The 22968-nt window shown below is 64.7% G+C and carries 22 protein-coding genes; 1 reads left to right on the top strand and 21 read right to left on the bottom strand.

Annotation, left to right across the window (positions count from 1 at the left end; genetic code table 11):
* Positions 1-10: 10 nt before the first annotated feature.
* From KKQ75_RS08180 to KKQ75_RS08255, 16 genes are all read right to left on the bottom strand, one after another.
* Complete coding sequence (locus KKQ75_RS08180) at positions 11-742, bottom strand: DUF4126 domain-containing protein (protein ID WP_250131039.1); 732 nt, start codon at positions 740-742, stop codon at positions 11-13.
* 122 nt (positions 743-864) lie between these two features.
* The gene (locus tag KKQ75_RS08185; RefSeq protein ID WP_213361448.1) at positions 865-1653 is read right to left on the bottom strand and encodes an enoyl-CoA hydratase/isomerase family protein; all 789 of its coding nucleotides are present in this window, start codon (positions 1651-1653) and stop codon (positions 865-867) included.
* A gap of 21 nt (positions 1654-1674) precedes the next feature.
* Positions 1675-2562 (bottom strand): alpha/beta hydrolase family protein, encoded by an 888-nt coding sequence (locus KKQ75_RS08190; RefSeq protein ID WP_213361449.1) that lies wholly within the window; start codon positions 2560-2562, stop codon positions 1675-1677.
* 15 nt (positions 2563-2577) lie between these two features.
* Positions 2578-4200: a carboxyl transferase domain-containing protein gene (locus tag KKQ75_RS08195; RefSeq protein ID WP_213361450.1), complete on the bottom strand. Its 1623-nt coding sequence runs from the start codon at positions 4198-4200 to the stop codon at positions 2578-2580.
* A 91-nt stretch (positions 4201-4291) separates the two neighbouring features.
* Positions 4292-6043, bottom strand: coding sequence for an AMP-binding protein (locus KKQ75_RS08200; RefSeq protein WP_213361452.1), 1752 nt, complete (start codon positions 6041-6043; stop codon positions 4292-4294).
* Between the two features lie 240 nt (positions 6044-6283).
* Positions 6284-6961 (bottom strand): HAD family hydrolase, encoded by a 678-nt coding sequence (locus KKQ75_RS08205; protein ID WP_250131040.1) that lies wholly within the window; start codon positions 6959-6961, stop codon positions 6284-6286.
* Complete coding sequence (locus tag KKQ75_RS08210; RefSeq protein ID WP_434087723.1) at positions 6958-7416, bottom strand: YchJ family protein; 459 nt, start codon at positions 7414-7416, stop codon at positions 6958-6960. The genes KKQ75_RS08205 and KKQ75_RS08210 overlap by 4 nt, the downstream gene beginning before the upstream one ends.
* Positions 7413-7811: a DUF3427 domain-containing protein gene (locus KKQ75_RS08215; protein WP_213361455.1), complete on the bottom strand. Its 399-nt coding sequence runs from the start codon at positions 7809-7811 to the stop codon at positions 7413-7415. The genes KKQ75_RS08210 and KKQ75_RS08215 overlap by 4 nt, the downstream gene beginning before the upstream one ends.
* A 138-nt stretch (positions 7812-7949) precedes the next feature.
* A complete protein-coding gene (locus KKQ75_RS08220; RefSeq protein ID WP_091813238.1) occupies positions 7950-9077 on the bottom strand; it encodes an acyl-CoA dehydrogenase family protein in 1128 nt (375 codons plus the stop codon).
* Between the two features lie 58 nt (positions 9078-9135).
* Complete coding sequence (locus KKQ75_RS08225; protein WP_213361456.1) at positions 9136-9819, bottom strand: SDR family oxidoreductase; 684 nt, start codon at positions 9817-9819, stop codon at positions 9136-9138.
* Positions 9820-9881: 62 nt separating this feature from the next.
* A complete protein-coding gene (locus tag KKQ75_RS08230) occupies positions 9882-11063 on the bottom strand; it encodes an acetyl-CoA C-acyltransferase (protein WP_213361457.1) in 1182 nt (393 codons plus the stop codon).
* A gap of 22 nt (positions 11064-11085) precedes the next feature.
* On the bottom strand, positions 11086-12885 hold the full coding sequence (gene aceK, locus KKQ75_RS08235) for a bifunctional isocitrate dehydrogenase kinase/phosphatase (protein WP_213361458.1): 1800 nt from the start codon (positions 12883-12885) through the stop codon (positions 11086-11088).
* A gap of 40 nt (positions 12886-12925) precedes the next feature.
* Positions 12926-13609: a carbonate dehydratase gene (can, locus tag KKQ75_RS08240; RefSeq protein ID WP_213361459.1), complete on the bottom strand. Its 684-nt coding sequence runs from the start codon at positions 13607-13609 to the stop codon at positions 12926-12928.
* Between the two features lie 66 nt (positions 13610-13675).
* Entirely contained in the window at positions 13676-14857 is a 1182-nt protein-coding gene (locus tag KKQ75_RS08245; protein ID WP_213361460.1) for an isovaleryl-CoA dehydrogenase, read from the bottom strand.
* A gap of 120 nt (positions 14858-14977) precedes the next feature.
* On the bottom strand, positions 14978-15400 hold the full coding sequence (locus KKQ75_RS08250; protein ID WP_213361461.1) for a MerR family transcriptional regulator: 423 nt from the start codon (positions 15398-15400) through the stop codon (positions 14978-14980).
* Positions 15401-15448: 48 nt separating this feature from the next.
* Positions 15449-15658 carry a hypothetical protein gene (locus KKQ75_RS08255; protein ID WP_213361462.1) on the bottom strand — a complete coding sequence of 70 codons (210 nt, stop codon included), beginning with the start codon at positions 15656-15658 and terminating at the stop codon, positions 15449-15451.
* Here KKQ75_RS08255 and KKQ75_RS13140 point away from each other — a divergent pair.
* Entirely contained in the window at positions 15657-16388 is a 732-nt protein-coding gene (locus KKQ75_RS13140; RefSeq protein ID WP_284069727.1) for a septal ring lytic transglycosylase RlpA family protein, read from the top strand. The two genes, KKQ75_RS08255 and KKQ75_RS13140, sit on opposite strands and share 2 nt — an antisense overlap.
* A 57-nt stretch (positions 16389-16445) precedes the next feature.
* Here KKQ75_RS13140 and KKQ75_RS08265 read toward each other — a convergent pair whose 3' ends face one another.
* From KKQ75_RS08265 to lnt, 5 genes are all read right to left on the bottom strand, one after another.
* A complete protein-coding gene (locus KKQ75_RS08265; protein ID WP_213361463.1) occupies positions 16446-17258 on the bottom strand; it encodes a M48 family metallopeptidase in 813 nt (270 codons plus the stop codon).
* A 30-nt stretch (positions 17259-17288) separates the two neighbouring features.
* A complete protein-coding gene (gene gmhB, locus KKQ75_RS08270; RefSeq protein WP_213361464.1) occupies positions 17289-17918 on the bottom strand; it encodes a D-glycero-beta-D-manno-heptose 1,7-bisphosphate 7-phosphatase in 630 nt (209 codons plus the stop codon).
* Between the two features lie 31 nt (positions 17919-17949).
* Positions 17950-20127, bottom strand: a complete 2178-nt coding sequence (gene glyS, locus KKQ75_RS08275; protein ID WP_213361465.1) for a glycine--tRNA ligase subunit beta — start codon at positions 20125-20127, stop codon at positions 17950-17952.
* Between the two features lie 11 nt (positions 20128-20138).
* Positions 20139-21056 carry a glycine--tRNA ligase subunit alpha gene (gene glyQ / locus KKQ75_RS08280; RefSeq protein ID WP_213361466.1) on the bottom strand — a complete coding sequence of 306 codons (918 nt, stop codon included), beginning with the start codon at positions 21054-21056 and terminating at the stop codon, positions 20139-20141.
* Between the two features lie 217 nt (positions 21057-21273).
* On the bottom strand, positions 21274-22887 hold the full coding sequence (gene lnt / locus KKQ75_RS08285; RefSeq protein ID WP_213362727.1) for an apolipoprotein N-acyltransferase: 1614 nt from the start codon (positions 22885-22887) through the stop codon (positions 21274-21276).
* Positions 22888-22968 lie beyond the last annotated feature (81 nt).

The raw sequence follows: 22968 nt of genomic DNA on the forward strand, positions 1-22968 counted from the left end.
CAAGCGGCCGTCAGGGTGACGGCGCCGGCTCCGCCCCGAACCATGTTTTCAAACGGCGAATGGCGGCGCGCAGAAAGCGCACCAGAAGAATCGTTACGAGCACCATCAGCACCACGGCCACCAGCAGCACCACGCCAAAGATGACGGGCTGGTTGACCGCAAGCCAGACGATGCCGACCACCAGCCCGTCCTCGAACAGGCTGGCCGCCACGTTGCTGAAAGGCTCGGGCGAAGTATTGATGGCAGCGCGCGTGGTGGTCTTGGCGGCCTGGCTGGTGGCAGCCAGGGTACCGCCCAGAATGGTGGCCACCAGCGTCATGGTGCCGCCATCGGCTCCGAACACGCTGCCGGCCAGCGCGGCGCCGGCGGGAATGCGGATCACGCTGTTGGCCAGATCCCAGACACTGTCCAGCCCCGGGATCTTGTCGGCAAAGAACTCCATGAACAGCATGAAGCCGCTGGCGGCGAGCACGACCGGACTTTGCAGCATGTGCATGCTCTCGGGCAGTGGCACCCAGCCCAACAGGCCGATCAGGCCGGTGATGAACACCACCGCGTACAAGCGGAAGCCGCTGGCCCAGCCAAGCGCGCCGGCCAGCGCCAGCATGCCTGCCATGTCCATGCGGCCAAGGGCCTGACCCGCGACATCTCCCGCTGCATGCCCCGCACCGCTCATGGCAACGCCGGCCTGCTGCAGGTAGGGCAGCAACTGCTGCCACCATTGCATGAGGGTTTCCGTCATGGCTTCCTCCTCCCGGACTCCGCAGCACGGCCCTGCGCCTGCTCTATGGGGAGCAGGGTCACAGCCGTGGAAATGCGGATGAAGTTCATGAGGATCTCAGGCATGGCAGCGCGGCAGGACGCTCAGTCCTTTTTCTCGAGCCAGGACGGCTTGCGCTTCTGCAGGAAGCTCTGCACGCCCTCGCGGCCCTCTTCGCTGGCACGGATGTCGGCAATGCCGGCCACCGTGTCTGCGATCAGTTCGGGGGTGATTTCCTGTTCGGCCACGTCCTGCACCAGCTGCTTGCAGGCCTTGACGGCCGCCGGACTGGCCATGCACAGGGCCTTGGCGATCTCTGCCACCTTGGCGTCGAGTTGCTCGGCCGTGACCAGTTCGTGCACGAAGCCGATGCGGTGCGCTTCCTTGGCATCAAAGCGTTCGGCCGTGAGGAAGTAGCGGTGCGAGGCGCGCGGGCCCATGGCACGGATCACGTAAGGGCTGATGGTGGCCGGGATCAGGCCGAGCTTGACTTCGCTCAGGCAGTAGTTGGCGGTGTCCACGCTGACCACCATGTCGCAGGCAGCCACCAGACCCATGCCGCCGGCATAGACGTCGCCCTGCACGCGGGCAATGGTCGGCTTGGGGCAGGTATAGATCACGCGCAGCATCTCGGCCAGCTTGCCCGCGTCGGCGAGGTTCTCGTCGCGCGTGTAGTCGGCCATGCGGCGCATCCAGTTCAGGTCGGCGCCGGCGCAAAAGGCCGGGCCTTCGGCCGCCAGTACCACGCAGCGCACGTCGGCGTTGTTGCCGATGTCGGTGAAAGCCTGGGTCAGCTCGGCGATGACTTCATCGTTGAAGGCATTGCGCACGTCCGGACGGCTCAGCGTGAGGGTGGCCACATGGCCTTCGATGGTGGTCACGAGTGCGGTCATGAATCAAACTCCGTCTTGTCGTTATGACTGGCTGCCGCGGCCGGTGCGCGCTGCACGCAGGCCGTGGCGATCCAGGAAGCTGGCCACGCGGGGCTGCCAGATTCCCGGAAAATGGGTAAACAGGGCATGGCCGTCGGCGCCCACGCGCCCCACGTCCACAAACTCGCCGGTGCCGCCGATGCGGCTGTAGGCGTCGAACCACTGCTTCGGTACAGTGGCACCGAAATAGCGGTCGTTGCTGGCATAGAGCCAGAGTGTCGGCACCCGCACGGCGGTGCCGAAACTGCGCAGCTGCTGCGCCAGCGGAAAGGTGGAACAGGGTTGGCCAGGGCGCAGCCTGGAATCACCTCCGGCTCCGCCAGACACATTCACCACCGCCTGCAGGCCAGCCGGCTTGCGCGCCGCAACTGCCAGCGCAACGATGCCGCCATAGGAGTGGCCCACCAGCACGGTGCGGTCCTGCGCTATCGCGGGGCGCTTGCGCACCGCCTCGAGCACGGCCAGAGTCTGGTCGGCCGCAGCCTGGAAGCCCGGGCCGAACTCGCGCCGCTCGCAGTTGCCGGAAGCCTCCACATCGCGCCCGCCGGTCACGCCGTAGCCGATGCGCGTAGGCACCGCCACCACGTAACCGCGCTTGACGAAGAAGTCGACCGCTGCCGAGAAGCGGGCCCGGCCCATGTCCGCCTTGGCCGCGCTGTCGGCCGGACGGCCGTGCAGGATGACGGCGACCGGTGCCACGCCCTTGCGCGCATCGTCGCGGAACAGCGAGGTGCGGACCAGCCGCGTTTCGCTCTGGCCGTAACGGTCCTGAACGGTGACCGGCACCTCCAGCCGCTCCTCCTGCAGGCGCGCCTGCGCACTGGCCGCCACGGCGGCCAGCGTTGCAAGAAGGAACAGCTTGCGCAGCACGGCCCGTCCTGCGTCTTACATGCGGAAGATACCGAACTTCGGCTCTTCGATCGGGGCGTTGTACGCTGCGCTCAGGCCCAGGGCCAGCATGCGGCGCGTGTCGGCCGGATCGATGATGCCGTCGTCCCACAGGCGAGCGGTAGCGTAGTAGGGGTGGCCCTGCTCTTCGTACTGCTGGCGGATCGGGGCCTTGAAGGCCTCCTCTTCCTCGGCAGACCAGGTGCCGCCCTTGGCCTCGATGCCATCACGGCGCACGGTAGCCAGCACACCAGCCGCCTGCTCGCCGCCCATCACGGAGATGCGGGCATTCGGCCACATCCACAGGAAGCGCGGGCTGTAGGCGCGGCCGCACATGCCGTAGTTGCCGGCGCCGAAGGAGCCGCCGATCACCACGGTGAACTTGGGCACGTTGGCAGTGGCCACCGCCGTCACCATCTTGGCGCCGTGGCGGGCAATGCCCTCGTTCTCGTACTTGCGGCCGACCATGAAGCCGGTAATGTTCTGCAGGAACACCAGCGGGATCTTGCGGTGGCAGCACAGCTCGATGAAATGGGCGCCCTTCTGTGCGCTCTCGCCGAACAGAATGCCGTTGTTGGCAATGATGCCGACCTTCATGCCCTCGATGCGGGCAAAGCCGCACACCAGCGTGGTGCCGAAGCGGGCCTTGAATTCGTCCAGTTCGGAGTCATCCACGATACGGGCAATCACTTCGCGCACGTCAAACGGTTTGCGCGTGTCGGTCGGGATGATGCCGTAGAGTTCCTTGGCGTCGTAGCGCGGCGGCTTGGGCTCGGCGTACTGCGGCAGGTCGGCTTTCTGGTGGTTCAGGTTGTCCACGATGCTGCGCGCCAGCGACAGCGCGTGCATGTCGTTCTGCGCCAGGTGGTCGGCCACGCCGGACAGGCGGGTGTGCACATCGCCACCGCCCAGGTCTTCGGCCGTCACCACCTCACCGGTGGCCGCCTTCACCAGCGGCGGGCCGCCCAGGAAAATCGTGCCCTGGTTCTTGACGATGATGGTCTCGTCGCTCATGGCCGGCACGTAGGCGCCACCGGCGGTGCATGACCCCATCACCACGGCGATCTGGGCGATGCCCTGGGCGCTCAGGTTGGCCTGGTTGTAGAAGATGCGGCCGAAGTGGTCGCGGTCCGGGAACACATCGTCCTGGTTGGGCAGGTTGGCACCGCCGCTGTCCACCAGATAGATACACGGCAGGTGGTTCTGCTGGGCGATTTCCTGCGCACGCAGGTGCTTCTTCACCGTCATCGGGTAGTAGGTGCCGCCCTTGACGGTGGCGTCGTTGCAGACGATCAGGCAGTCCACGCCGGAGACGCGGCCGATGCCGGTGATCACGCCCGCGCCGGGAGCGGAATCGCTGCCGTCACGGTCGGGGTACATGTTCATGGCGGCCAGCGGCGACAGTTCCAGGAAGGGCGTGCCGGGGTCGAGCAGCATCTCGACGCGCTGGCGCGGCAGCAGCTTGCCGCGGGCCACGTGCTTGTCACGGGCTGCCTCGGGGCCGCCCAGCGCCACGCGCTCGACGTGCTGGCGCAGGTCGTCCACAACGGCCTGCATGGCTGCAGCGTTGGCCTGGAATTCGGCCGAGCGCGCATTGAGTTTGGATTGGATAACGGGCATGGTGCAATCTCCTTGTGCGCAGGGCGCGCGCTGGCGCCCCGCTGACTTCTCGTATTCTGTGCGGCCGGCAACACAGCGCCGGCCTGGCCGATCAGGCCGTCTTGGCTTCGTGCAGGCCCAGCTCTTCCTTCATCGCGTCGCGAATCTTGAACTTCTGGATCTTGCCGGTGACCGTCATCGGGAATTCCTCGACGAAGCGCAGGTACTTGGGCACCTTGTAGTGGGCGATCTGGCCCTTGCAGAATTCGCGGATCTGCTCTTCGTCCAGCTTCTGGCCGGGCTTGGCGATGATCCACGCGCACAGCTCCTCGCCGTAGCGCTCGTCGGGCACGCCGACCACCTGCACGTCCTGCACCTTGGGATGGCGGTACAGGAATTCCTCGATCTCGCGCGGGTAGACGTTCTCGCCGCCGCGGATCACCATGTCCTTGATGCGGCCGACGATGTTGACGTAGCCCTGCTCGTCCATGGTGGCCAGGTCGCCGGTGTGCATCCAGCCTTCTTCGTCCACGGCTTCCTTGGTCTTGGCTTCATCGCCCCAGTAGCCGTGCATGACGGAGTAGCCGCGCGTGCACAATTCGCCGGAGGTGCCGCAGGCCACGGTCTCGCCGCTCTCGGGATCGACGATCTTCACTTCCAGATTGGGCTGCACCAGACCGACGGTGGAAACGCGGCGGTCCAGCGGGGTATCGACGCTGGACTGGCAGCTCACCGGGCTGGTTTCGGTCATGCCGTAGGCGATGGTGACCTGGCTCATGTGCATTTCGCTCACGACGCGCTTCATCACCTCGATCGGGCAGGGAGAACCGGCCATGATGCCGGTGCGCAGCGTGGACAGGTCGAAATCCTTGAATTGCGGGTGGTCCAGTTCGGCGATGAACATGGTGGGCACGCCATGCAGCGCCGTGCATTTCTCGTCCTGCACGGTCTGCAGCACCAGCAGCGGGTCGAACGCATCGTTGGGGTAGACCACGCAGGCGCCGTGCGTCATGCAGGCCAGGTTGCTCATCACCATGCCGAAGCAGTGGTACAGCGGCACCGGGCAGCACAGGCGGTCCTTGTCGGTCAGCTCGATGCACTCGCCGACGAACCAGCCGTTGTTCAGGATGTTGCGGTGCGTGAGCGTGGCGCCCTTGGGGAAGCCGGTGGTGCCGCTGGTGAACTGGATGTTGATCGGGTCGGTGTTCTTCAGCGTCTTCTGCACGGCCGCGACCTGCGGATCGAGCTGGTCGCCGGTGGCAATCCATTCGGAGAAGCGCTGCATGCCGGGGATCTCATCGCCCTGGCCGGCCACGTCGATCCAGACGATGCGGCGCAGCGAGGGCATGCGGGAAATGGCCAGCATGCCAGGGTGGCACTTGGGCAGTTCGGGCGCCAGTTCCTGCAGCATGCCGACATAGTTGCTGGTCTTGAAGCTGGGCATGACGATGATGGCCTTGCAGCCCACCTTGTTCACCGCATACTCCACCTCGGCCACACGGTAGGCCGGGTTGATGTTGACCAGCACCACGCCGATCTTGGCGGTAGCCACCTGCACCAGCAACCATTCGGCGTTGTTGTGCGACCAGATGCCGACGCGGTCGCCCTTCTGCAGGCCGCTCTTGAGCATGGCGCTGGCCAGTTGCGTGGCCTTGAGCTGGAGCTGGTGGTAGGTGTAGCGGATACCCTGGTGACGGCTCACCAGCACTTCGTGATCGGGATATTTGGCAACCACGCCATCAAAGTGATCGCCGATGGTGACTTCGAGCAGGGGCTTGTCGGTGTCACCCTTGTCATAGCTGTTGGGCAGCGGCGCGTTGGGGGATTGCACCACGTGGTGTTGCGGAATATCTTTGGCGTCCATCGTTGTCTCCTGAGGTTTTGACCAGTTGTTCAGTGCAGCGCCGATGACGCTCGTGCCCCATCCTGCACGCTGCACTCCTATGAAACTTGTCGAGCTCCGGGGGCACCGTCTTGTGTGCGGTACTTGCCGGCGCCGGGCATGGCTTCGCCCGGCGGCCCGTCTGCAGGTTGAACATACCCTGTCTTCTTGACGGTTAAATTACGTTGACGTAAACGTCAATACCGCGATTGTGCCAGCAAATCAGCGCCAGTGCAGCGCAACGTCATCGAGTTTTGCAACGACCTGCTGTGCGCCGGCAGACAGCAGTTGTTCCGGCGACACAACGGGATTACCCGGAAGGCACAGTCCGCACACCGTGGCACCGGCGGCCACGCCGGCACGCACGCCGGTGACGGTGTCCTCGATCACCAGGCATTGGTCCGGCGCGACCTGCAGCCGGTCCATGGCTGCCAGATAGACATCGGGATGGGGCTTGCTGCGCGGCATGTCGTGGCCGCTGAAGATCCGCCCATCAAACCAGGGCAGCAGGCCGGTGTGGGAGAGCTGCAGGCCGATCTTGTCGCGATCGGCGCCCGAAACGCAGGCGATCTGGCCACCCGTGAGCGCATGGGCCTGCCGCACCAGTTCGGCGGCGCCGGGAATGGCCTGCAGATGCGCGCGCAGGGCCACGTCGCGCCGCGCCCAGAAACTGTGCAGCCACTCGGTGGTGAAAGGCTGGCCGGTTTCCCGCTCAATGCGGGCTGCCTCGTCCTTCGTGGCCTTGCCGACGAAGAGCTGCATGCACTCCTGCAATGTCATGCGCCAGCCGCGTTCTTCCAGCATGTCGCGCAGCACGCCCATGGTAAGCGGCTCGCTGTCGACCAGCACGCCGTCGCAGTCGAACAGGACGGCAGCGAAACGGATGCGCGGGGGATTCACAGCATGTCTCCATCGACGTAATACCAGCGCAACACGCCCTGATCGTCTGCCTCTCGCACAAAACGGCTGCGCTCATGCAGGCGGATGGCGCGGCCCTGCAGGCGCGAACGGGCGACGAACTCGACCTCGGCATGGGTGGCATCGATGATGCGATGCTGGCGCACTTCCAGGCCCAGCCATTTCAGGCCGGGCTCGAAATCCAGCTCGGCGGGACGGGTGGAGGCATGCCAGGTGGCCAGCAGGTAGTCGGCACGCTGCTGCACGAAGGCGGTGTAGCGCGAGCGCATGAGGGATTCGGCATCGGGGGCCGGAGTGTTCCAGTCAGCCAAATAGCGCTGGCAACAGTCGCCGACTACCAACGCAGTTAGTTTTCCAGCATGACGCCCACATGGACATAGGAGTCGCTTTCCTTGATCTGTGCTCACTGAATTCCTATCGATCATGACCCTGGTCATTCAGCAGCACGTAGCTGCAGTTCAAATCGGCTCGGACGACCTGTGAGCAGCGTACACCCCACCACATCAACCTGTCCCATATAAACAAAATCGGAATGGTGCTTTTCACGATAGAAGAGATGAATCTCATCACCCTGCCGTTGAGCACACTGCATACGCTCTTCAGCGAAGTGATCGTTTGGCCCCTCCCAATGCAGCACCGCTCCTACCAAATAATCGCGGTACTGCTCAGACGAGCTCTGCTTATCTTGCGTGACAAACAGAATGATCTTGTTATCGCCCTTAGGAGTCACAACGCCACGCGCAATGGCCTGATAGCTTCGATAGCCCCAAAGGCTCGCTAACTCTTTACGCGAGTAATGCTGATTCGGAACGATTCTGGCAAACGACACCATTAGCTTTCCCCCTTGCAGGCATTCTATCGGTCACCACGCAAAGCCACCCGAAGCAAAGAGGGCACAGCGAAACTACACGCACAAAAAAAACCCTTCCACGTACAACGTGAAAGGGCTATCCCTCACGACGCAGAATGCTTACAGCGAACGCGTAATGATGATCTTCTGCACATCACTCGTGCCCTCGTAGATCTGGCACACGCGCACGTCGCGGTAGATACGCTCCACCGGGAAGTCGGCCGTCACGCCGTAACCACCCAGGGTCTGGATCGCCACGGAGCAGACCTTTTCGGCCGTTTCGCTGGCGAACAGCTTGGCCATGGCGGCTTCGCGCAGGCAGGGCTTGCCGGCGTCGCGCAGGCTGGCTGCATGCCAGATCAGCTGGCGTGCGGCCTCGAGCTGCGTGGCGCAGTCGGCCAGACGGAAGGCCACAGCCTGGTGCTCGATGATCGGCACGCCGAAGGCTTCACGCTCCTTGGCGTACTGCACGGCAAAGTCCAGCGCGCTGCGGGCCATGCCTACGCTCTGCGAGGCGATGCCGATGCGGCCGCCTTCCAGCGCGGACAGGGCAATCTTGTAGCCCTCGCCTTCCTGGCCGATCAGGTTCTCGGCGGGAATGCGGCAGTTGTCGAACAGAATCTGCGCCGTGTCGCTGCTGTGCTGGCCCAGCTTGTTCTCCAGGCTGGCCACTTTCCAGCCGGGGTTGTCGGTGCTCACCATGAAGGCGCTCAGGCCCTTCTTGCCGGCGTTCTTGTCGGTGACGGCAATCACCACGGCCGCCTGACCGTTCTTGCCGCTGGTGATGAACTGCTTGGTGCCGTTGATGACGTATTCGTCGCCTTCCTTCACCGCGGTGGTGCGGATGGCGGAAGCATCGGAGCCCACGTGCGGCTCGGTCAGGCAGAAGGCGCCGAGGATGTCGCCGCGGGCAGCGGGCACCAGCCATTGCTGCTTCTGCGCCTCGTTGCCGTACTTCATCAGGATGGCGTTGTAGGGGCAGTTGGTCACGGAGATGGCCGTGCTGGTGCCGCCGTCACCGGCCGCGATTTCTTCCAGCACCAGGGCCAGCGTGACATAGTCCAGACCGGCGCCGCCGTATTCTTCCGGCACGCAAATGCCATAGGCACCCAGCTCGGCCAGGCCCTTGTGCGCTTCCTTGGGGAAGCTGTGCTCCTTGTCCCACTTGGCGGCGTTCGGCCACAGCTGTTCCTGGGCAAAGGCGCGTACCGCTTCGCGGATCATCTCCTGGTCTTGTGTCAGTAGCATGGGGATTCCTTATTGATTTTTTGAAAACAAACGGTCGTGATGCCGAGGGCAGCCTGCATCACCATGTATCGTAAGCGACGCCATCGCGATGGACAAAATGTCCCGATGATGACAATGTGATTTGCGTCAAGTTCCGCCGCAGTGCGGCAGCACTGTCCTCTGCCGACAACGGGGCCGAGGGGCCGCCCATGTCGGTGCGGACCCAGCCCGGATCCAGGCAGACCATGGCCGCGCGCGGATAGCTGTGGCGCGCCGAAGCCACCGCCATGTTCAGCGCTGCCTTGCTCACGCGATACAGCCACCAATCGCTATCGGCGGCCTGCGTGATGTTGCCGAGCCCGCTGGAAATGAACCCGAACACGCCGCCCTGTCCGTTGCGCCCCGCCTCGACCAGGGGCGCCACCTGCGGGATCACCTGCATGGCACCCAGCACATTGGTGTGCATCACACGGTCGAAATCGTTTTGCGTGGGCGGGCTGGTGGCATCGGCGCGGTGGCCGACGCCAGCCACGTAGATGGCCACATCCACCGACTCGCCATCGAGCTGCCAGGCCAGGCCGCTGACGCTGGCCGGCTTGGCCACGTCCACGCGCAGGATCTGCTGCACACCCGCCTGGTGCAGGTGTTCGGCGCCGGCATCGCTGCGTGCCGTGGCAATGACACGGTCGCCGGCCGCCGCATACTGGCGCGCCAGTTCCAGGCCGATGCCGCGCGAGGCGCCGATGATGACGATGGTGGACATGGGAGGGCTCACGCAAGGCGGGCATGCCGCAGCATGCCCGCCCGTTCTGGTTCTGACCGGAATTACACCAGTTCCAGACAGACGGAAGTGCCTTCGCCGCCGCCGATGCACAGCGTGGCCAGGCCCTTCTTCAGGCCGCGCGCCTTCAGGGCGTGGATCAGCGTGACCATGATGCGGGCACCGGAAGCACCGATGGGGTGACCCAGGGCGCAGGCGCCGCCGTTGACGTTGACCTTGTCGTGCGGCACGTTCAGTTCCTTCATCAGGGCCATGGGCACCACGGCGAAGGCTTCGTTCACTTCCCACAGGTCCACATCCTCGACTTTCCAGCCGGCTTTTTCCAGGGCCTTCTGGCTGGAGTACACGGGAGCGGTGGTGAACCAGTTCGGTTCCTGCGCAAAGGTGGCCGAGCTGACGATGCGGGCCAGCGGCTTGCAGCCCAGTTCCTTGGCCTTGCTCTCGGTCATCAGCACGATGGCGGCAGCGCCGTCGTTGATGCTGGAGCTGGCGGCGGCGGTGATGGTGCCATCCTTCTTGAAGGCGGGCTTGAGCGTGGGGATCTTGTCGATCTTGATCTTGCCCGGACCTTCGTCGGTGTCGACCACGCGCTCGCCCTTGCGGTCGGCCACGGTCACGGCAGCGATCTCGTCCTTGAAGGCGCCGGCGGCGATGGCGTCCTGTGCGCGCTGCACGCTGGCCATGGCGAACTTGTCCTGGTCTTCACGGGTGAAGTTGTACTTCTCGGCGCACTCTTCGCCGAAGGTCCCCATGCTGCGGCCGGCTTCGTAGGCGTCTTCCAGGCCGTCCAGCATCATGTGGTCATACACCTTGTCGTGGCCGATGCGGTAGCCGCCACGGGCCTTCTTCAGCAGATAGGGGGCGTTGGTCATGCTTTCCATGCCGCCGGCCACCATGATGTCGGCGTTGCCGGCAGCGAGGGTGTCGGCCGCCATCATGACGGTCTTCATGGCGGAGCCGCACACCTTGTGCACGGTGACAGCGCCGGTGGACTTGGGCAGGCCGGCCTTGATCACGGCCTGGCGTGCGGGAGCCTGGCCCTGGCCAGCCATCAGCACGTTGCCGAAATACACTTCGTCGACCTGCTCGGGCTTGATGCCGGCCTGCTCGACAGCGGCCTTGATGGCCACGGCGCCCAGATCGCTCGCCGCCAGATTGGCGAAATCGCTCTGGAACGAGCCCATGGGGGTGCGCTTGGCGCCAACGATGACAATGGATTCAGCCATTTCAAGTTCTCCTGAGGTTAGGTTAACGGGTCTTGCGCTCGAAGCGCTTGTCTTGTTCATACGGGAACACGTCCAGCACTTCGCCGCGCTGGATGCGCTCCTTGTGCGCCTGCCAGAACTGCGAATCCAGCAGGTCGGCATGGTGTTTCATGAAAACCTCGCGCACGGCATCATTGCCGAGCAGGAAGGGACCGAAGGTTTCCGGAAACACGTCCTTGGGGCCGACGCTGTACCAGATTTCTCCGGACATTTCATCTTCCTCGTTGCGCGGTGCCGGCACCTTGCGGAAGTTGCAGTCGGTGATGTACTCAATCTCATCGTAGTCGTAGAAAACGACCTTGCCATGACGGGTGACGCCGAAGTTCTTCCAGAGCATGTCGCCAGGGAAGATGTTCGCAGCCACCAGATCCTTGATCGCATTGCCGTATTCGACCACCGCATGCTCCATCTGGTGACGCGAGCGACTGGTTTCCATGCCGGCGTCGAAGGCTTCCTGCAGGTACATGTTGAGCGGGATCATGCGGCGCTCAATGTAGATGTGCCTGAAAATCACCTCTTCCTCGCCATCGTCGTCGAGATCGGCGATTTCCATCTGGCTCGGGGCGAACTTGCGGATCTCCTCGATCAGGTCCTCGTCGAAGCGGTCACGCGGGAAGGCGATGTTGCGGAATTCGAGCGTGTCGGCCATGCGGCCGACACGGTCGTGGTGCTTCACCAGACGGTACTTGGACTCGATCAGCTCGCGCGTGGTTTCCTTCTGCGGCGGATAGTAGTCCTTGATGATCTTGAACACGTAGGGGAAGGACGGCAGGTCGAACACCAGCATCACCATGCCCTTGATGCCGGGGGCAATGCGGAAGTTGTCGGTGCTGTGCAGCAGGTGGAACAGGAAGTCGCGGTAGAACAGCGTCTTGCCCTGCTTGGCCAGCCCCAGTGCGTTGTAGATTTCGGCGCGCGGCATGCCGGGCATGAGGCTGCGCAGGAACTGCACGTAGGCGCTCGGCACTTCCATGTCGACCATGAAGTAGGCGCGCGAGAAGCTGAACAGCGCGCGCATGTCGTTCTCGCCGTGCAGCACGGCATCGATGTAGAGCTTGCCCTCGTGGTTGAACAGGATGGGCAGCGAGAACGCCACTTCGCGGTAGCTGTTGACGATCTTGCCCACCACGTAGGCACCCTTGTTGCGGTAGAACAGGCTGCTGAGCACCTGGATCTGGAAATTGGCACGCAGCTTGACGTCGCCGATCTGGTGCTTGAGCACCTCGACCACGCGGGTGATGTCACGCTCCAGGTCTTCGTAGGGAACGTGCAGGTTGTAGTCGGTGAGGATGGTGCGGATCGCGTCGTGCAGCTGCTCGAACTTGGGATAGTAGGCACGGAACGACGGGTGCAGCACGTCTTCCTGACACTCGATGTACTCGGTGCTGATGGCCGGCAGGATGAACAGGAAGTCGTTCCTGAAGTGGCTGTGGTGCAGGATGGTGGTGGTGACCGAGTTGAAGAAGGTTTCGGCCAGCTCGGGCTGGTGATGGTTCACCAGCAAGCCGATGTAGAACAGCTTGACCTGCTGCCACACATTCATGGGCAGCTCGTGGGCACGGAATTCGCGCTCGAGCCGCATGATGCATTCGTCCACCCGCAGGTCGTAGAACTCGATGCGGTCCCGCTGGGCGCGCTGTTGCGCGTGCCAGTCCTGCGTCTCGAAGCGGTGCTTGGCACGCCCCGATTCGGAACGGAACAGGCGATAGTGACGGTCGAAACCGTCCAGCATCGCCCTGGCAATTTCATACGCCTCAGGTGCGTCCAGTCGTTGGGGGAACATCGTGTCTCCGTGCATTTATGGTGGTTGTATTAACCTTCCATTATGCGCAGTATCGGCTGTCCCAGCTCTCCAGTGCCTGCTTGTAGACGGGCAGCAATTCATCATTGCCGCCACAGGTCATGCGCATGTCGTTCACCAGGCCGTCGCTGATGCCGTAGACCCAGCCGTGCAGGGTCACATCCTGGCCACGGCTCCAGGCATCCTTCATGACGGTGGTCTGCGCCACGTTGACCACCTGCTCGATGGCATTGAGTTCGCACAGCGCATCGAGCTTGCGCGCCTCGGGTACGCGCTGCATGCGCTTGAAGTGGCGGTCGGCCACGTCGCGCACATGGCGCAGCCAGTTGTCGGCCAGGCCCACGCGCAGGTCGAACAGCGCCGCCTTGACGCCGCCGCAGCCATAATGGCCCACCACCATCAGGTGCTTGACCTTGAGCTGGTCCACCGCGTACTGGATGGTGGACAGGCAGTTCAGATCGGTCGGAACCACCACGTTGGCCACGTTGCGATGCACGAACACCTCGCCCGGAGCCAGACCGGTGATCTGGTTGGCCGGCACGCGACTGTCGGAACAGCCGATCCACATGTATTCGGGATTCTGCTGTTCCATCAGGCCGGTGAAGAAGCCGGGACGCTTCTTTTCCATTTCGGCTGCCCACTGACGGTTGGCCTCGAACAGGTTTTCCAGCTTGTCGCGTGCGGGTAAGGTGGGGGTATCGTTCATCGCAGTCCGGTTCAGAGAAAAATGGCCGCAGTGCCTTGCAGCAGCTGCGCCATGAAGGGGGAAAAATTACATGGTTTCGGCGAACAGCTCGCGGCCGATCAGCATGCGGCGGATTTCGCTGGTGCCGGCGCCGATTTCGTACAGCTTGGCATCGCGCCACAGGCGACCCAGCGGGTATTCGTTGATGTAGCCGTTGCCGCCGAAGATCTGGATGCCGTCGCCGGCCATCTTGGTAGCCATCTCGGCCGTCCACAGGATGACGGAGGCGCAGTCCTTGCGCACCTGGCGGGCGTGGCCGCCACCTAGGGAATCCAGGTTCTTGCCGATGGTGTACAGGAAGGAACGGCCGGCCTGCAGCACGGTGTACATGTCTGCCACCTTGCCCTGGATCAGCTGGAATTCGCCGATGGACTGGCCGAACTGCTTGCGGTCGTGGATGTAGGGCACCACGTTGTCCATCACGGCCTGCATGATGCCGACCGGGCCGGCAGCCAGCACGGCACGCTCGTAGTCCAGACCGCTCATCAGCACCTTCACGCCACCGTTGAGTTCGCCCAGGATGTTCTCGGCCGGGACTTCCACGTCCTGGAACACCATCTCGCCGGTGTGGCTGCCGCGCATGCCCAGCTTGTCCAGCTTCTGGGCGGTGGAGAAGCCCTTCATGCCCTTCTCGACCACGAAGGCGGTGATGCCGCGCGCGCCCAGCTCGGGCTCGGTCTTGGCATAGACCACCATGGTGTCGGCGTCGGGGCCGTTGGTGATCCACATCTTGCTGCCGTTGAGCAGGTAGTAGCCGCCCTTGTCCTCGGCCTTGAGCTTCATGCTCACCACGTCGGAGCCGGCACCCGGCTCGGACATGGCCAGCGCACCGATGTGCTCGCCGCTGCACAGCTTGGGCAGGTATTTCTGCTTCTGTGCCTCGTTGCCGTTGCGCTTGATCTGGTTCACGCACAGGTTGGAGTGCGCGCCGTAGGACAGGCCGATGGAGGCGCTGGCGCGGCTGATTTCTTCCAGCGCGATCATGTGCGCCAGGTAGCCCATGTTGGTGCCGCCGTATTCTTCGGGCACGGTCATGCCCAGCACGCCCAGCTCGCCAAACTTCTGCCACAGGTCCATCGGGAACTGGTCGGTACGGTCGGCTTCGGCCGCGCGCGGGGCGATTTCAGCCTGGGCGAAGGTGTAGACGGCGTCGCGCAGTGCGTCGATGTCTTCGCCAAGCTGGAAGTTGAGTCCGGGCATGTTGCTCATGAAATGTCTCCTGTGGGTTCTCTATGGTTGGTAGGAATGATCCGGCAGATTATATGACGTTGACGTAAACGTCAATGACAACTTGCTGACAGCCGCACACTGCCCTGCAGCTTCGGTATATCACTTTTTGATGGCACGTTCGTTGCCGGCATTCATCATGCGATTGAGCAGCGTGCGGGCTTCCTTCTCGTGGGCCTTGACCTCCTCGAGGTTGGCCTGGATTTCTCCCAGCTGGATTTCGAGCTGGCGGCGGTGCGTGGCCAGGGTGTCGAGATACAGACGCATCTGCGGCAGCGTGTCGCGCGGGCTGTCGTACAGGTCGATGATCTGCTTGGCCTCGCTCAGGCTGAAGCCCAGGCGCTTGGCACGCAGCGTGAGCTTGAGTCGGGTCCGGTCGCGCGGGGTATAGACCCGCACACGGCGCCCTTCGCCGGTGCGCTGCGGCTGCAGCAGCCCCATGTCCTCATAGAAGCGGATGGCACGCGTGGTCAGGTCGAACTCCTTGGCCAGATCACTGATGGAATAGGTTACCCCTGTAGCCACGAACTGTCTCCCGAAGATGTGGGTGGGATGCCATACAAAAAGGCATGCTCACGATGTTGTTTTTGCATCGGATATTGTAGGGCCGCCGCTGCCCGCAGGGGAGAAAACAGGCGCCTGCGCTCTGCTACCGGTCTGCATGAAAGGCTTGCATTTAACTGAATTATTCAATGAATTCATCAGCTTATCATGCGGGCATTCGGCAAATCCACCACAAAATTGTTGCCATGGTGTCCAGATGCAGTTATTCTCGGCCGTCATGAAAAACACATTCCTTATCAAGAACAGGAGTGATGTGCTGCGTACCTTGTGCCTGGCCGCCGGCCTCGGCATGAGCAGCATGCTGCTGGGAACGGCCTGGGCACAGCCCGCCGAAGCCCTCTCCACTCCCCGGATTTCCGCCCGGCCGGCCGCTCCCGCCGGCGAGCCCTTCTCCTCCACCCCGCAGGCCGAGCCGGAGGTGTTTTCGGAAACAGCCCAGCCGGCAGTGGCCATGCCCGCCGCGCCCAGCTTCTCCCGGGATGCCCGCGTGGCCCAGGAAGGCAAGCGCAAGAGCCGTCGCAACAGCCAGCGCCCCGCCTATGCCGCGCCTGAAGTGGCCGACATCGGCCCAGGCATCGGCAAGCCGACCGAACTGCTGGCTGACGCCGAGGGCGCCTCGTTCCAGCAGGGCAAGGCTTCCTGGTATGGCGATCAGTTCCACAACCGCCTGACGGCCAATGGCGAGCGCTACAACATGAATGCCATGACGGCGGCGCACAAGACGCTGCCTTTCGGCACCATGGTGCTGGTGAAAAGCCCGGATACCGGCAAGTCGGTGATGGTGCGCATCAACGACCGTGGTCCCTACGTGCATGGCCGCATCATCGACCTGAGCCGCGCCGCAGCCACCAAGCTGGGCGTGAAGAACCACGGCGTGTACCGCGTGATGCTGTACAAGACGCGCAAGGACGGCAAGCTGCAGCGCATTGCGCAAGGCACGGAAAGCTGAGCCTTCCCGCCGCCCTCCCCGATCAAGCCCTGCCGATGCAGGGCTTTTTCGTGGGCCTTACGCCGCCAGCCACACCGGCAGGCGGCAGGCCTTGAGCTGCTGGCGCAGCAGGCGATAGTCGGGCAGGATGGATTCGACCAGTTGCCAGAAGCGCGCACTGTGGTTCATTTCTCGCAGGTGGCACAGCTCGTGCACCACCACGTAATCGATCAGCTCCGGGGCAAAGTGCAGCAGGCCCCAGTGCAGGCGAATGACGCCGCGTGCCGTGGCACTGCCCCAGCGCGTGCGGGCACTGCTGAGATGCAGCGACTGGCAGCGCACGCCCAGCAGGGGCGAGAAATGGTCGATGCGCTGCGCGAAATGCTCCAGCGCCTGCTCGCGGAACCAGCGCTGCACGCTGTGGCTGATTTGCCGGGGCTCGGTGCCCGGCGGCAGCGGCACCGCAAGTACCAGATCGGTACCGAGGGCCAGGTGCGCCGCCGGGCTCCGGCGCGGACGCGCGCCGGCAGGCTCTGTCAGGACCAGGGGCAAAGCGCCGCCCAGATAGGGCAGCAGCATGCCATGCTGCCAGTGCAGCACGTTCTGCTGGCGTGCGGGGTGCGAGGGATGGTGTTCGCGCAGCTTGCGCACGATCCAGGCGGCCTTGCGTTGCAGGATCAGTTCCACCTGGGCCAGCGGCAGGCCGCCCGGGGCGGTGACGACCAGCCCCTGGTCGGTGATGCGCATGCCCACGCTGCGCCGGCGTGCGCGTTGCAGCAGGTAGTGCACCATCTCGCCCTGCAGCAACAGCTGGCCGCTGGGCGCGGGATGCTGCAGCAGCGGAGGCGTCTGTGCGTCGGGCGACGCATGCAGCAGGGGCGAGGACAACACGGCGTGCCGCACGACAGGCAATGACGGCGCTCAGGCCGCCAGGGTGCCCTGTCCCGGAGGCACCTGGACCCCGGGATCCTCGGGCTGCGGCTCCTGCCCGATCAGGTAATGGGCAAAGGCCAGCAGGTCGGGATGCTTGATGGTGTGCTGCGGGAAGGCCTCGTCCAGCGGACGGTCCAGCCATTGCTCGCCCTCGCCGGTACACACCAGATGCGGGATGCAGCCGGCGGCAGCGGCCGCCTGCACATCGCGCAGGGCGTCACCCACACCGTGCACTTCGGACAGCTCCACCCCGTAGCGCTCGCCGATTTCCTGGAACAGGCCGGGCGCGGGCTTGCGGCAGTTGCAGGCTTCTTCCGGGCTGTGCGGGCAGAAGAACACGGCATCGATGCGCGCGCCCACGGCCGCCAGCTGCTTGTGCATGACGGCGTGGATGGCATGCAGCGTGGCCACGTCCATCACGCCGCGACCCACGGCCGGCTGGTTGCTGGCCACCACCACATGCCAGCCGCTGCGGTTGAGCAGCGCAATCGCCTCCAGCGCGCCGGGCACCGGCTCCCACTCCTCCGGTTCCTTGATGTAGCCCTCGCGGAAGACATTCAGCGTACCATCACGGTCGATGATGACAAGCTTGAGGTTGTTCTTGTTGCGACGGACCATGGCGTTTCTCCTGCTGGTGCGGCTACCGGCCTCAGACGGCCAGGCGGGCCAGATCCGCGACGCGGTTCATGGCATTGTGCAGCAGCTTGAGCAGGCCCTGACGGTTCATGCGCAACGCCGCATCTTCGGCGTTGACCATCACGTCGTCGAAGAAGGCATCCACCGGAGCGCGCAGCGCCGCCAGCGTCTGCAGGGAATCGGTGTAGCGGCCGGCGTCGAAGTGGGCATCAGCCTCGGGCACGATGCGGTTGACGGCGGCGAACAGGTCCTTCTCGGCCTGCTCCTGCAGCAGCATCTCGCTGACGTGGGCATCGACCACCTGGCCGGCATCGCCGGCTTTTTTCAGGATGTTGCCGATGCGCTTGTTGGCAGCGGCCAGCGCCTGCGCCTCGGGCAGCGCGGCGAAGGCACGCACGGCCTCGAGGCGACGCGGGATTTCGCCCCAGGGCGGACGCACGGCAACCACGGCATCGGCTTCCTGGGCCGTAAAGCCCAGATCGCGCAGGTAGCCGCTGATGCGCTCGTAGATAAAGGCCTGCAGTTGCTGGTTGCTGGTTTCGGCCTCGGGCAGCAGGGTGCCGAAAGTGCCGGCGGCGGCGGCCAGCAGGTCGTCCAGCTTGAGCGGCAACTGCTTCTCGATCAGGATGCGGATCACGCCCAGGGCGTGGCGACGCAGCGCGAAGGGATCCTTGTCGCCGGTGGGCAGATTGCCGATGCCGAACATGCCGACCAGGGTTTCGAGCTTGTCGGCCAGCGCCAGCACGGTGCCGGTGTGGTTGCGCGGCAGCGCATCGCCGGCGAAACGCGGCTTGTAGTGGTCCTCGATGGCGATGGCGACGCCGTCGCGCAGGCCTTCGTGGCGGGCGTAGTAGTTGCCCATGGTGCCCTGCAGCTCGGGGAACTCGCCCACCATGTCGGTCAGCAGGTCGGTCTTGGCCAGTTGCGCGGCTTGCTGTACCTTGCTGTCGAGCACGTCGTATTCGTCCTTGGCCTCGACCGTGTAGGGGTGCGTGGCCAGACGAAGCTGGTTGACGATGGCGTGGGCGATGCCGCGCACGCGCTCGCTGCGCTCGCCCTGCGTGCCCAGCTTGTTGTGGTACACGACCTTGGCCAGGCCGGGGATGCGGTCTTCCAGCTTCTTCTTGCGATCCTGATCGAAGAAGAACTTGGCATCGGCCAGGCGCGGGCGCACCACGCGCTCGTTGCCGCCGATGACGGCGCTGGCATCGTCCGGACGGATGTTGCTGACGACCAGGAACTGGTTGGTCAGCTTGCCTTCGGCATCCAGCAGCGGGAAGTATTTCTGGTTGGCCTTCATGGTCAGGATCAGGCATTCCTGCGGCACGTCGAGGAATTCCTTTTCGAATGCGCAGGTGAGCACGTGCGGGCGTTCGACCAGGGCGGTGACTTCGTCGAGCAGGGCTTCGTCGCTGATGGGGGCGCAGCCGCCGCCAATCCTGGCGGCCGCTGCACCGAGCTGGCTGGCGATCTCGGCCTTGCGCTCATCGAAGCTGGCGATGACGGCGCCCTGCTCGCGCAGCGTGGCGGCGTAGCTGTCGGCATCGGGAATCACGACCGGATCCACCTGCGCCTCGAAACGGTGACCGCGCGTGCTGTTGCCGGCACGCAGGCCCAGCGCCTTGACCGGCACCACGGTGCTGCCGTGCAAGGCCACCAGACCGTGCGCCGGGCGCACGAACTGCACGCTGCTCCAGCCGGGCAATTCGCAGTCGGTCTCGAGCTGATACGTCATCACCTTGGGGATCGGCAGTTTGGCGATGGCCTCTTCCAGCGCCTTCTGCAGGCCGGTGTCGAGGACGGCGCCGTCGACGATGCTGTCGTAGAACAGGGCTTCGGTCTTGCCGTCCTGCTGGCGCTTGAGCTGCGGCACCACGCTGGCGTCGGCACCGATGGCCTGCAGCTTCTTGAGCAGGGCCGGCGTGGGCTTGCCTTCCGCATCCAGGCCGACGCTGACCGGCATCAGCTTGAGCTGCACCGGCTTGTCGGCCGCCTTGGCGGCGACGCGCGTGATGTGGGCCGCCAGGCGGCGCGGGCTGGCAAACGGGGTGACGACGCTGTCGCCATTGGCCAGACCCTGCGCGCGCAGCGAGGCCAGCAGGGAATCGGCGAAGGATTCGCCCAGCTTTTTCAGGGCCTTGGGCGGCAGTTCTTCAACAAACAGTTCGACGAGAAGGTTGGGGGTAGTCATGGGGTTCTTTCTCAGGCGGCCTTCTTGTCCAGGGTCTTGTCGATTTGCGCGACCCATTCGCGCGGCGCCATCGGGAAACCGAGGCGTTCGCGGCTTTCGTAATAGGCCTGCGCTACGGCGCGCGCCAGGTTGCGGATGCGGCCGATGTAGGCGGCACGCTCGGTGACGCTGATGGCACCACGGGCATCCAGCAGGTTGAAGGTGTGCGCGGCCTTGAGCACCTGCTCGTAGGCCGGCAGTGCGAGTTGCTGCTCCATCAGGTACTTGGCCTGCTTCTCGTGCGCGGCAAAGGCGGTGAACAGGAAATCCGCATCGCTGTGCTCGAAGTTGTAGGTGGACTGCTCCACCTCGTTCTGGTGGTAGACGTCGCCGTAGCTGAGCGTGTCGGTCCACTTGAGGTTGTAGACGTTGTCCACGCCCTGCAGGTACATGGCCAGGCGCTCCAGGCCGTAGGTGATCTCGCCGGTGGCGGGCTTGCAGTCGATGCCGCCCACCTGCTGGAAGTAGGTGAACTGGGTGACTTCCATGCCGTTGAGCCAGACCTCCCATCCCAGACCCCAGGCGCCCAGCGTGGGGTTCTCCCAGTCGTCCTCGACGAAGCGAATGTCGTTCTTCTTCAGGTCGAAGCCGAGCGCTTCCAGGCTGCCCAGATAGAGCTCGAGGATATTGGACGGGGCCGGCTTGAGCACGACCTGGTACTGGTAGTAGTGCTGCAGGCGGTTGGGGTTGTTGCCATAGCGGCCGTCCTTGGGACGGCGGCTGGGCTGCACGTAGGCGGCCTTCCAGGGTTCGGGGCCGATAGCGCGCAGGAAGGTGGCGGTGTGGCTGGTGCCGGCGCCGACCTCCATGTCATAGGGTTGGAGCAGCGCGCAGCCCTGGGCGTCCCAGTATTGTTGCAGCTTGAGGATGATTTGTTGGAAGGTCAGCATTGCGTTCTAAACGTGCCCAAGCAGGGGCACTTTCTCCATTCTGCCCAACGAGGGGCGTTTTTCCCGGGACAGGAACTTCGCGCATTTGCCCAACCAGGGGCATTTCTTCTGCGGGACTCTATGGATTTTAAGGGGGATTCCCGGCAGCCAGCCTCCGCGCATGGCGAATGCTGCCGGAGAGCGCAGGCGGGTGGCGCCCTCCTCCGCGGCTCGCTGGTCAGCGCCTGCGCGTTCCCAGCAGCAGCACACCGGCCGCCAGCAGGCCCAGCAGCCACAGCGGCGCCAGCCCCAGACGCGCCGCCCACCAGGCAAAAGGCGTGACGCCTTCGCGCCCCTGTACCTCGCCGGCCAGCACGGCACGCTGCAGGCGCGGCAGTTCCTGCTGCACATGACCCGCATGGTCGATGATGGCGGTGGCGCCGGTATTGGTGGCACGCAGCATGGGCCGGCCCAGTTCGAGGGCGCGCATGCGGCTGATGTGGCGGTGCTGGTCGATCGCCACCGTGTCGCCGAACCAGGCGATGTTGCTGACGTTGACCAGCACGGTAGGCGCCACCCCGCCCTCGCCGAAGCTGGCGGCCAGTTCCTCGCCGAACAGGTCTTCGTAGCAGATGTTGGGCTGGATGCGCTGGTCCTGCCAGAGCAGGCGCGGCTGGCTGAGCGCGCCGCGCTGGAAGTTGCCCAGGGGCATCTGCATCAGGTCGACGAACCACTGAAAGCCAAAGGGGATGAATTCGCCGAAGGGCACCAGATGGTGCTTGGCGTAGCTGTATTCGGGCAGCGCCGCGGGGGGCAGCGCCAGTTCGGCCTGCCGGGTGCCGCCGATGGTGCGCACGCCACCGGGCGCCATGCCGACCACGGCATTGGCGTAGCCGGTGTCGGCATTGCCGGCCGGCATGCCCAGCAGCGCAGCCTGCCCGCCCTGGCCGAAGCGCTGCTGCAGCGCCTGCCAGTAGTCGGGCGGCAGTTGCTGGGGCAGCATGGGCAGTGCGGTTTCGGGGATCACCACCAGGTCGGAGCGGGAGGCGCCCAGCTGTTCGCCATACCACTGCAGCGCCACCAGTACGCCGCCGTTGGGCTGGAACTTCTCGTTCTGCGGGATGTTGCCCTGCAGCAGTTCCACGCGCAGCGGACGTTCGCCGGCGGCGCGCGTCAGGCCGGGATTGACCATCTGCTGCAGCACCAGCCCGAGGCCGACGGTGCCGAGTGCCAGCACCAGCGTGCCGCGCGGCGTGGCCGGGGTGGCGCGACGCGGCATGCGGCCGGTGCGCAGCTTCCACAGCATCTGCCCCAGCCCGGCAGCGAACCAGGCCGCGACGAAGCCGATGCCGTACACCCCCAGCCAGGGAGCAAAACCCGCCAGTGGGCCGTCGACGTGCGCATAGCCCGCAGCGCCCCACGGAAATCCGGTAAACAGCACGCCGCGGCACAGCTCTGCCAGCAGCCAGAGCGCCGCGAACAGCAGGCCGCCCCAGGGACGGAAGGGATGCGCGCTGCGCCAGGCGAGCCAGAGGCCGGCTGCCAGCGCGTAATACAGCGAGAGCCCGGCCGCCAGCAGCAGCACGGCGCCTCCGGCCAGCCAGGGCGGCATGCCGCCATAGGTGTGCATGGACACATACAGCCACCAGAAGGTGGCGCACAGCCAGGCCAGGGCAAACAGCCAGCCACGCAGAAAGCCCGCCCGGAAGGCGCGCCGACGCGAAGCACCGCCCGGCACGGGCTGGCCGATCAGCCAGACAGCGCCCGCCAGCGCCAGCAGCTGCAGCCACCACTGAGCCTGCCCGCTCCAGGGCCAGGCGACGCTGCCGGCATGCAGCATACCGGCCAGCATCAGCGAAGGCGCGAGCAGCCAGGCCCACAGGCCGGCTGCAGCCGATGTTGAAGGTTCTGCAGGCGCTGCCGGCGATGCAGT

The sequence above is a fragment of the Brachymonas denitrificans genome, from assembly GCF_907163135.1.
Taxonomy (GTDB): domain Bacteria; phylum Pseudomonadota; class Gammaproteobacteria; order Burkholderiales; family Burkholderiaceae_C; genus Brachymonas; species Brachymonas denitrificans_A.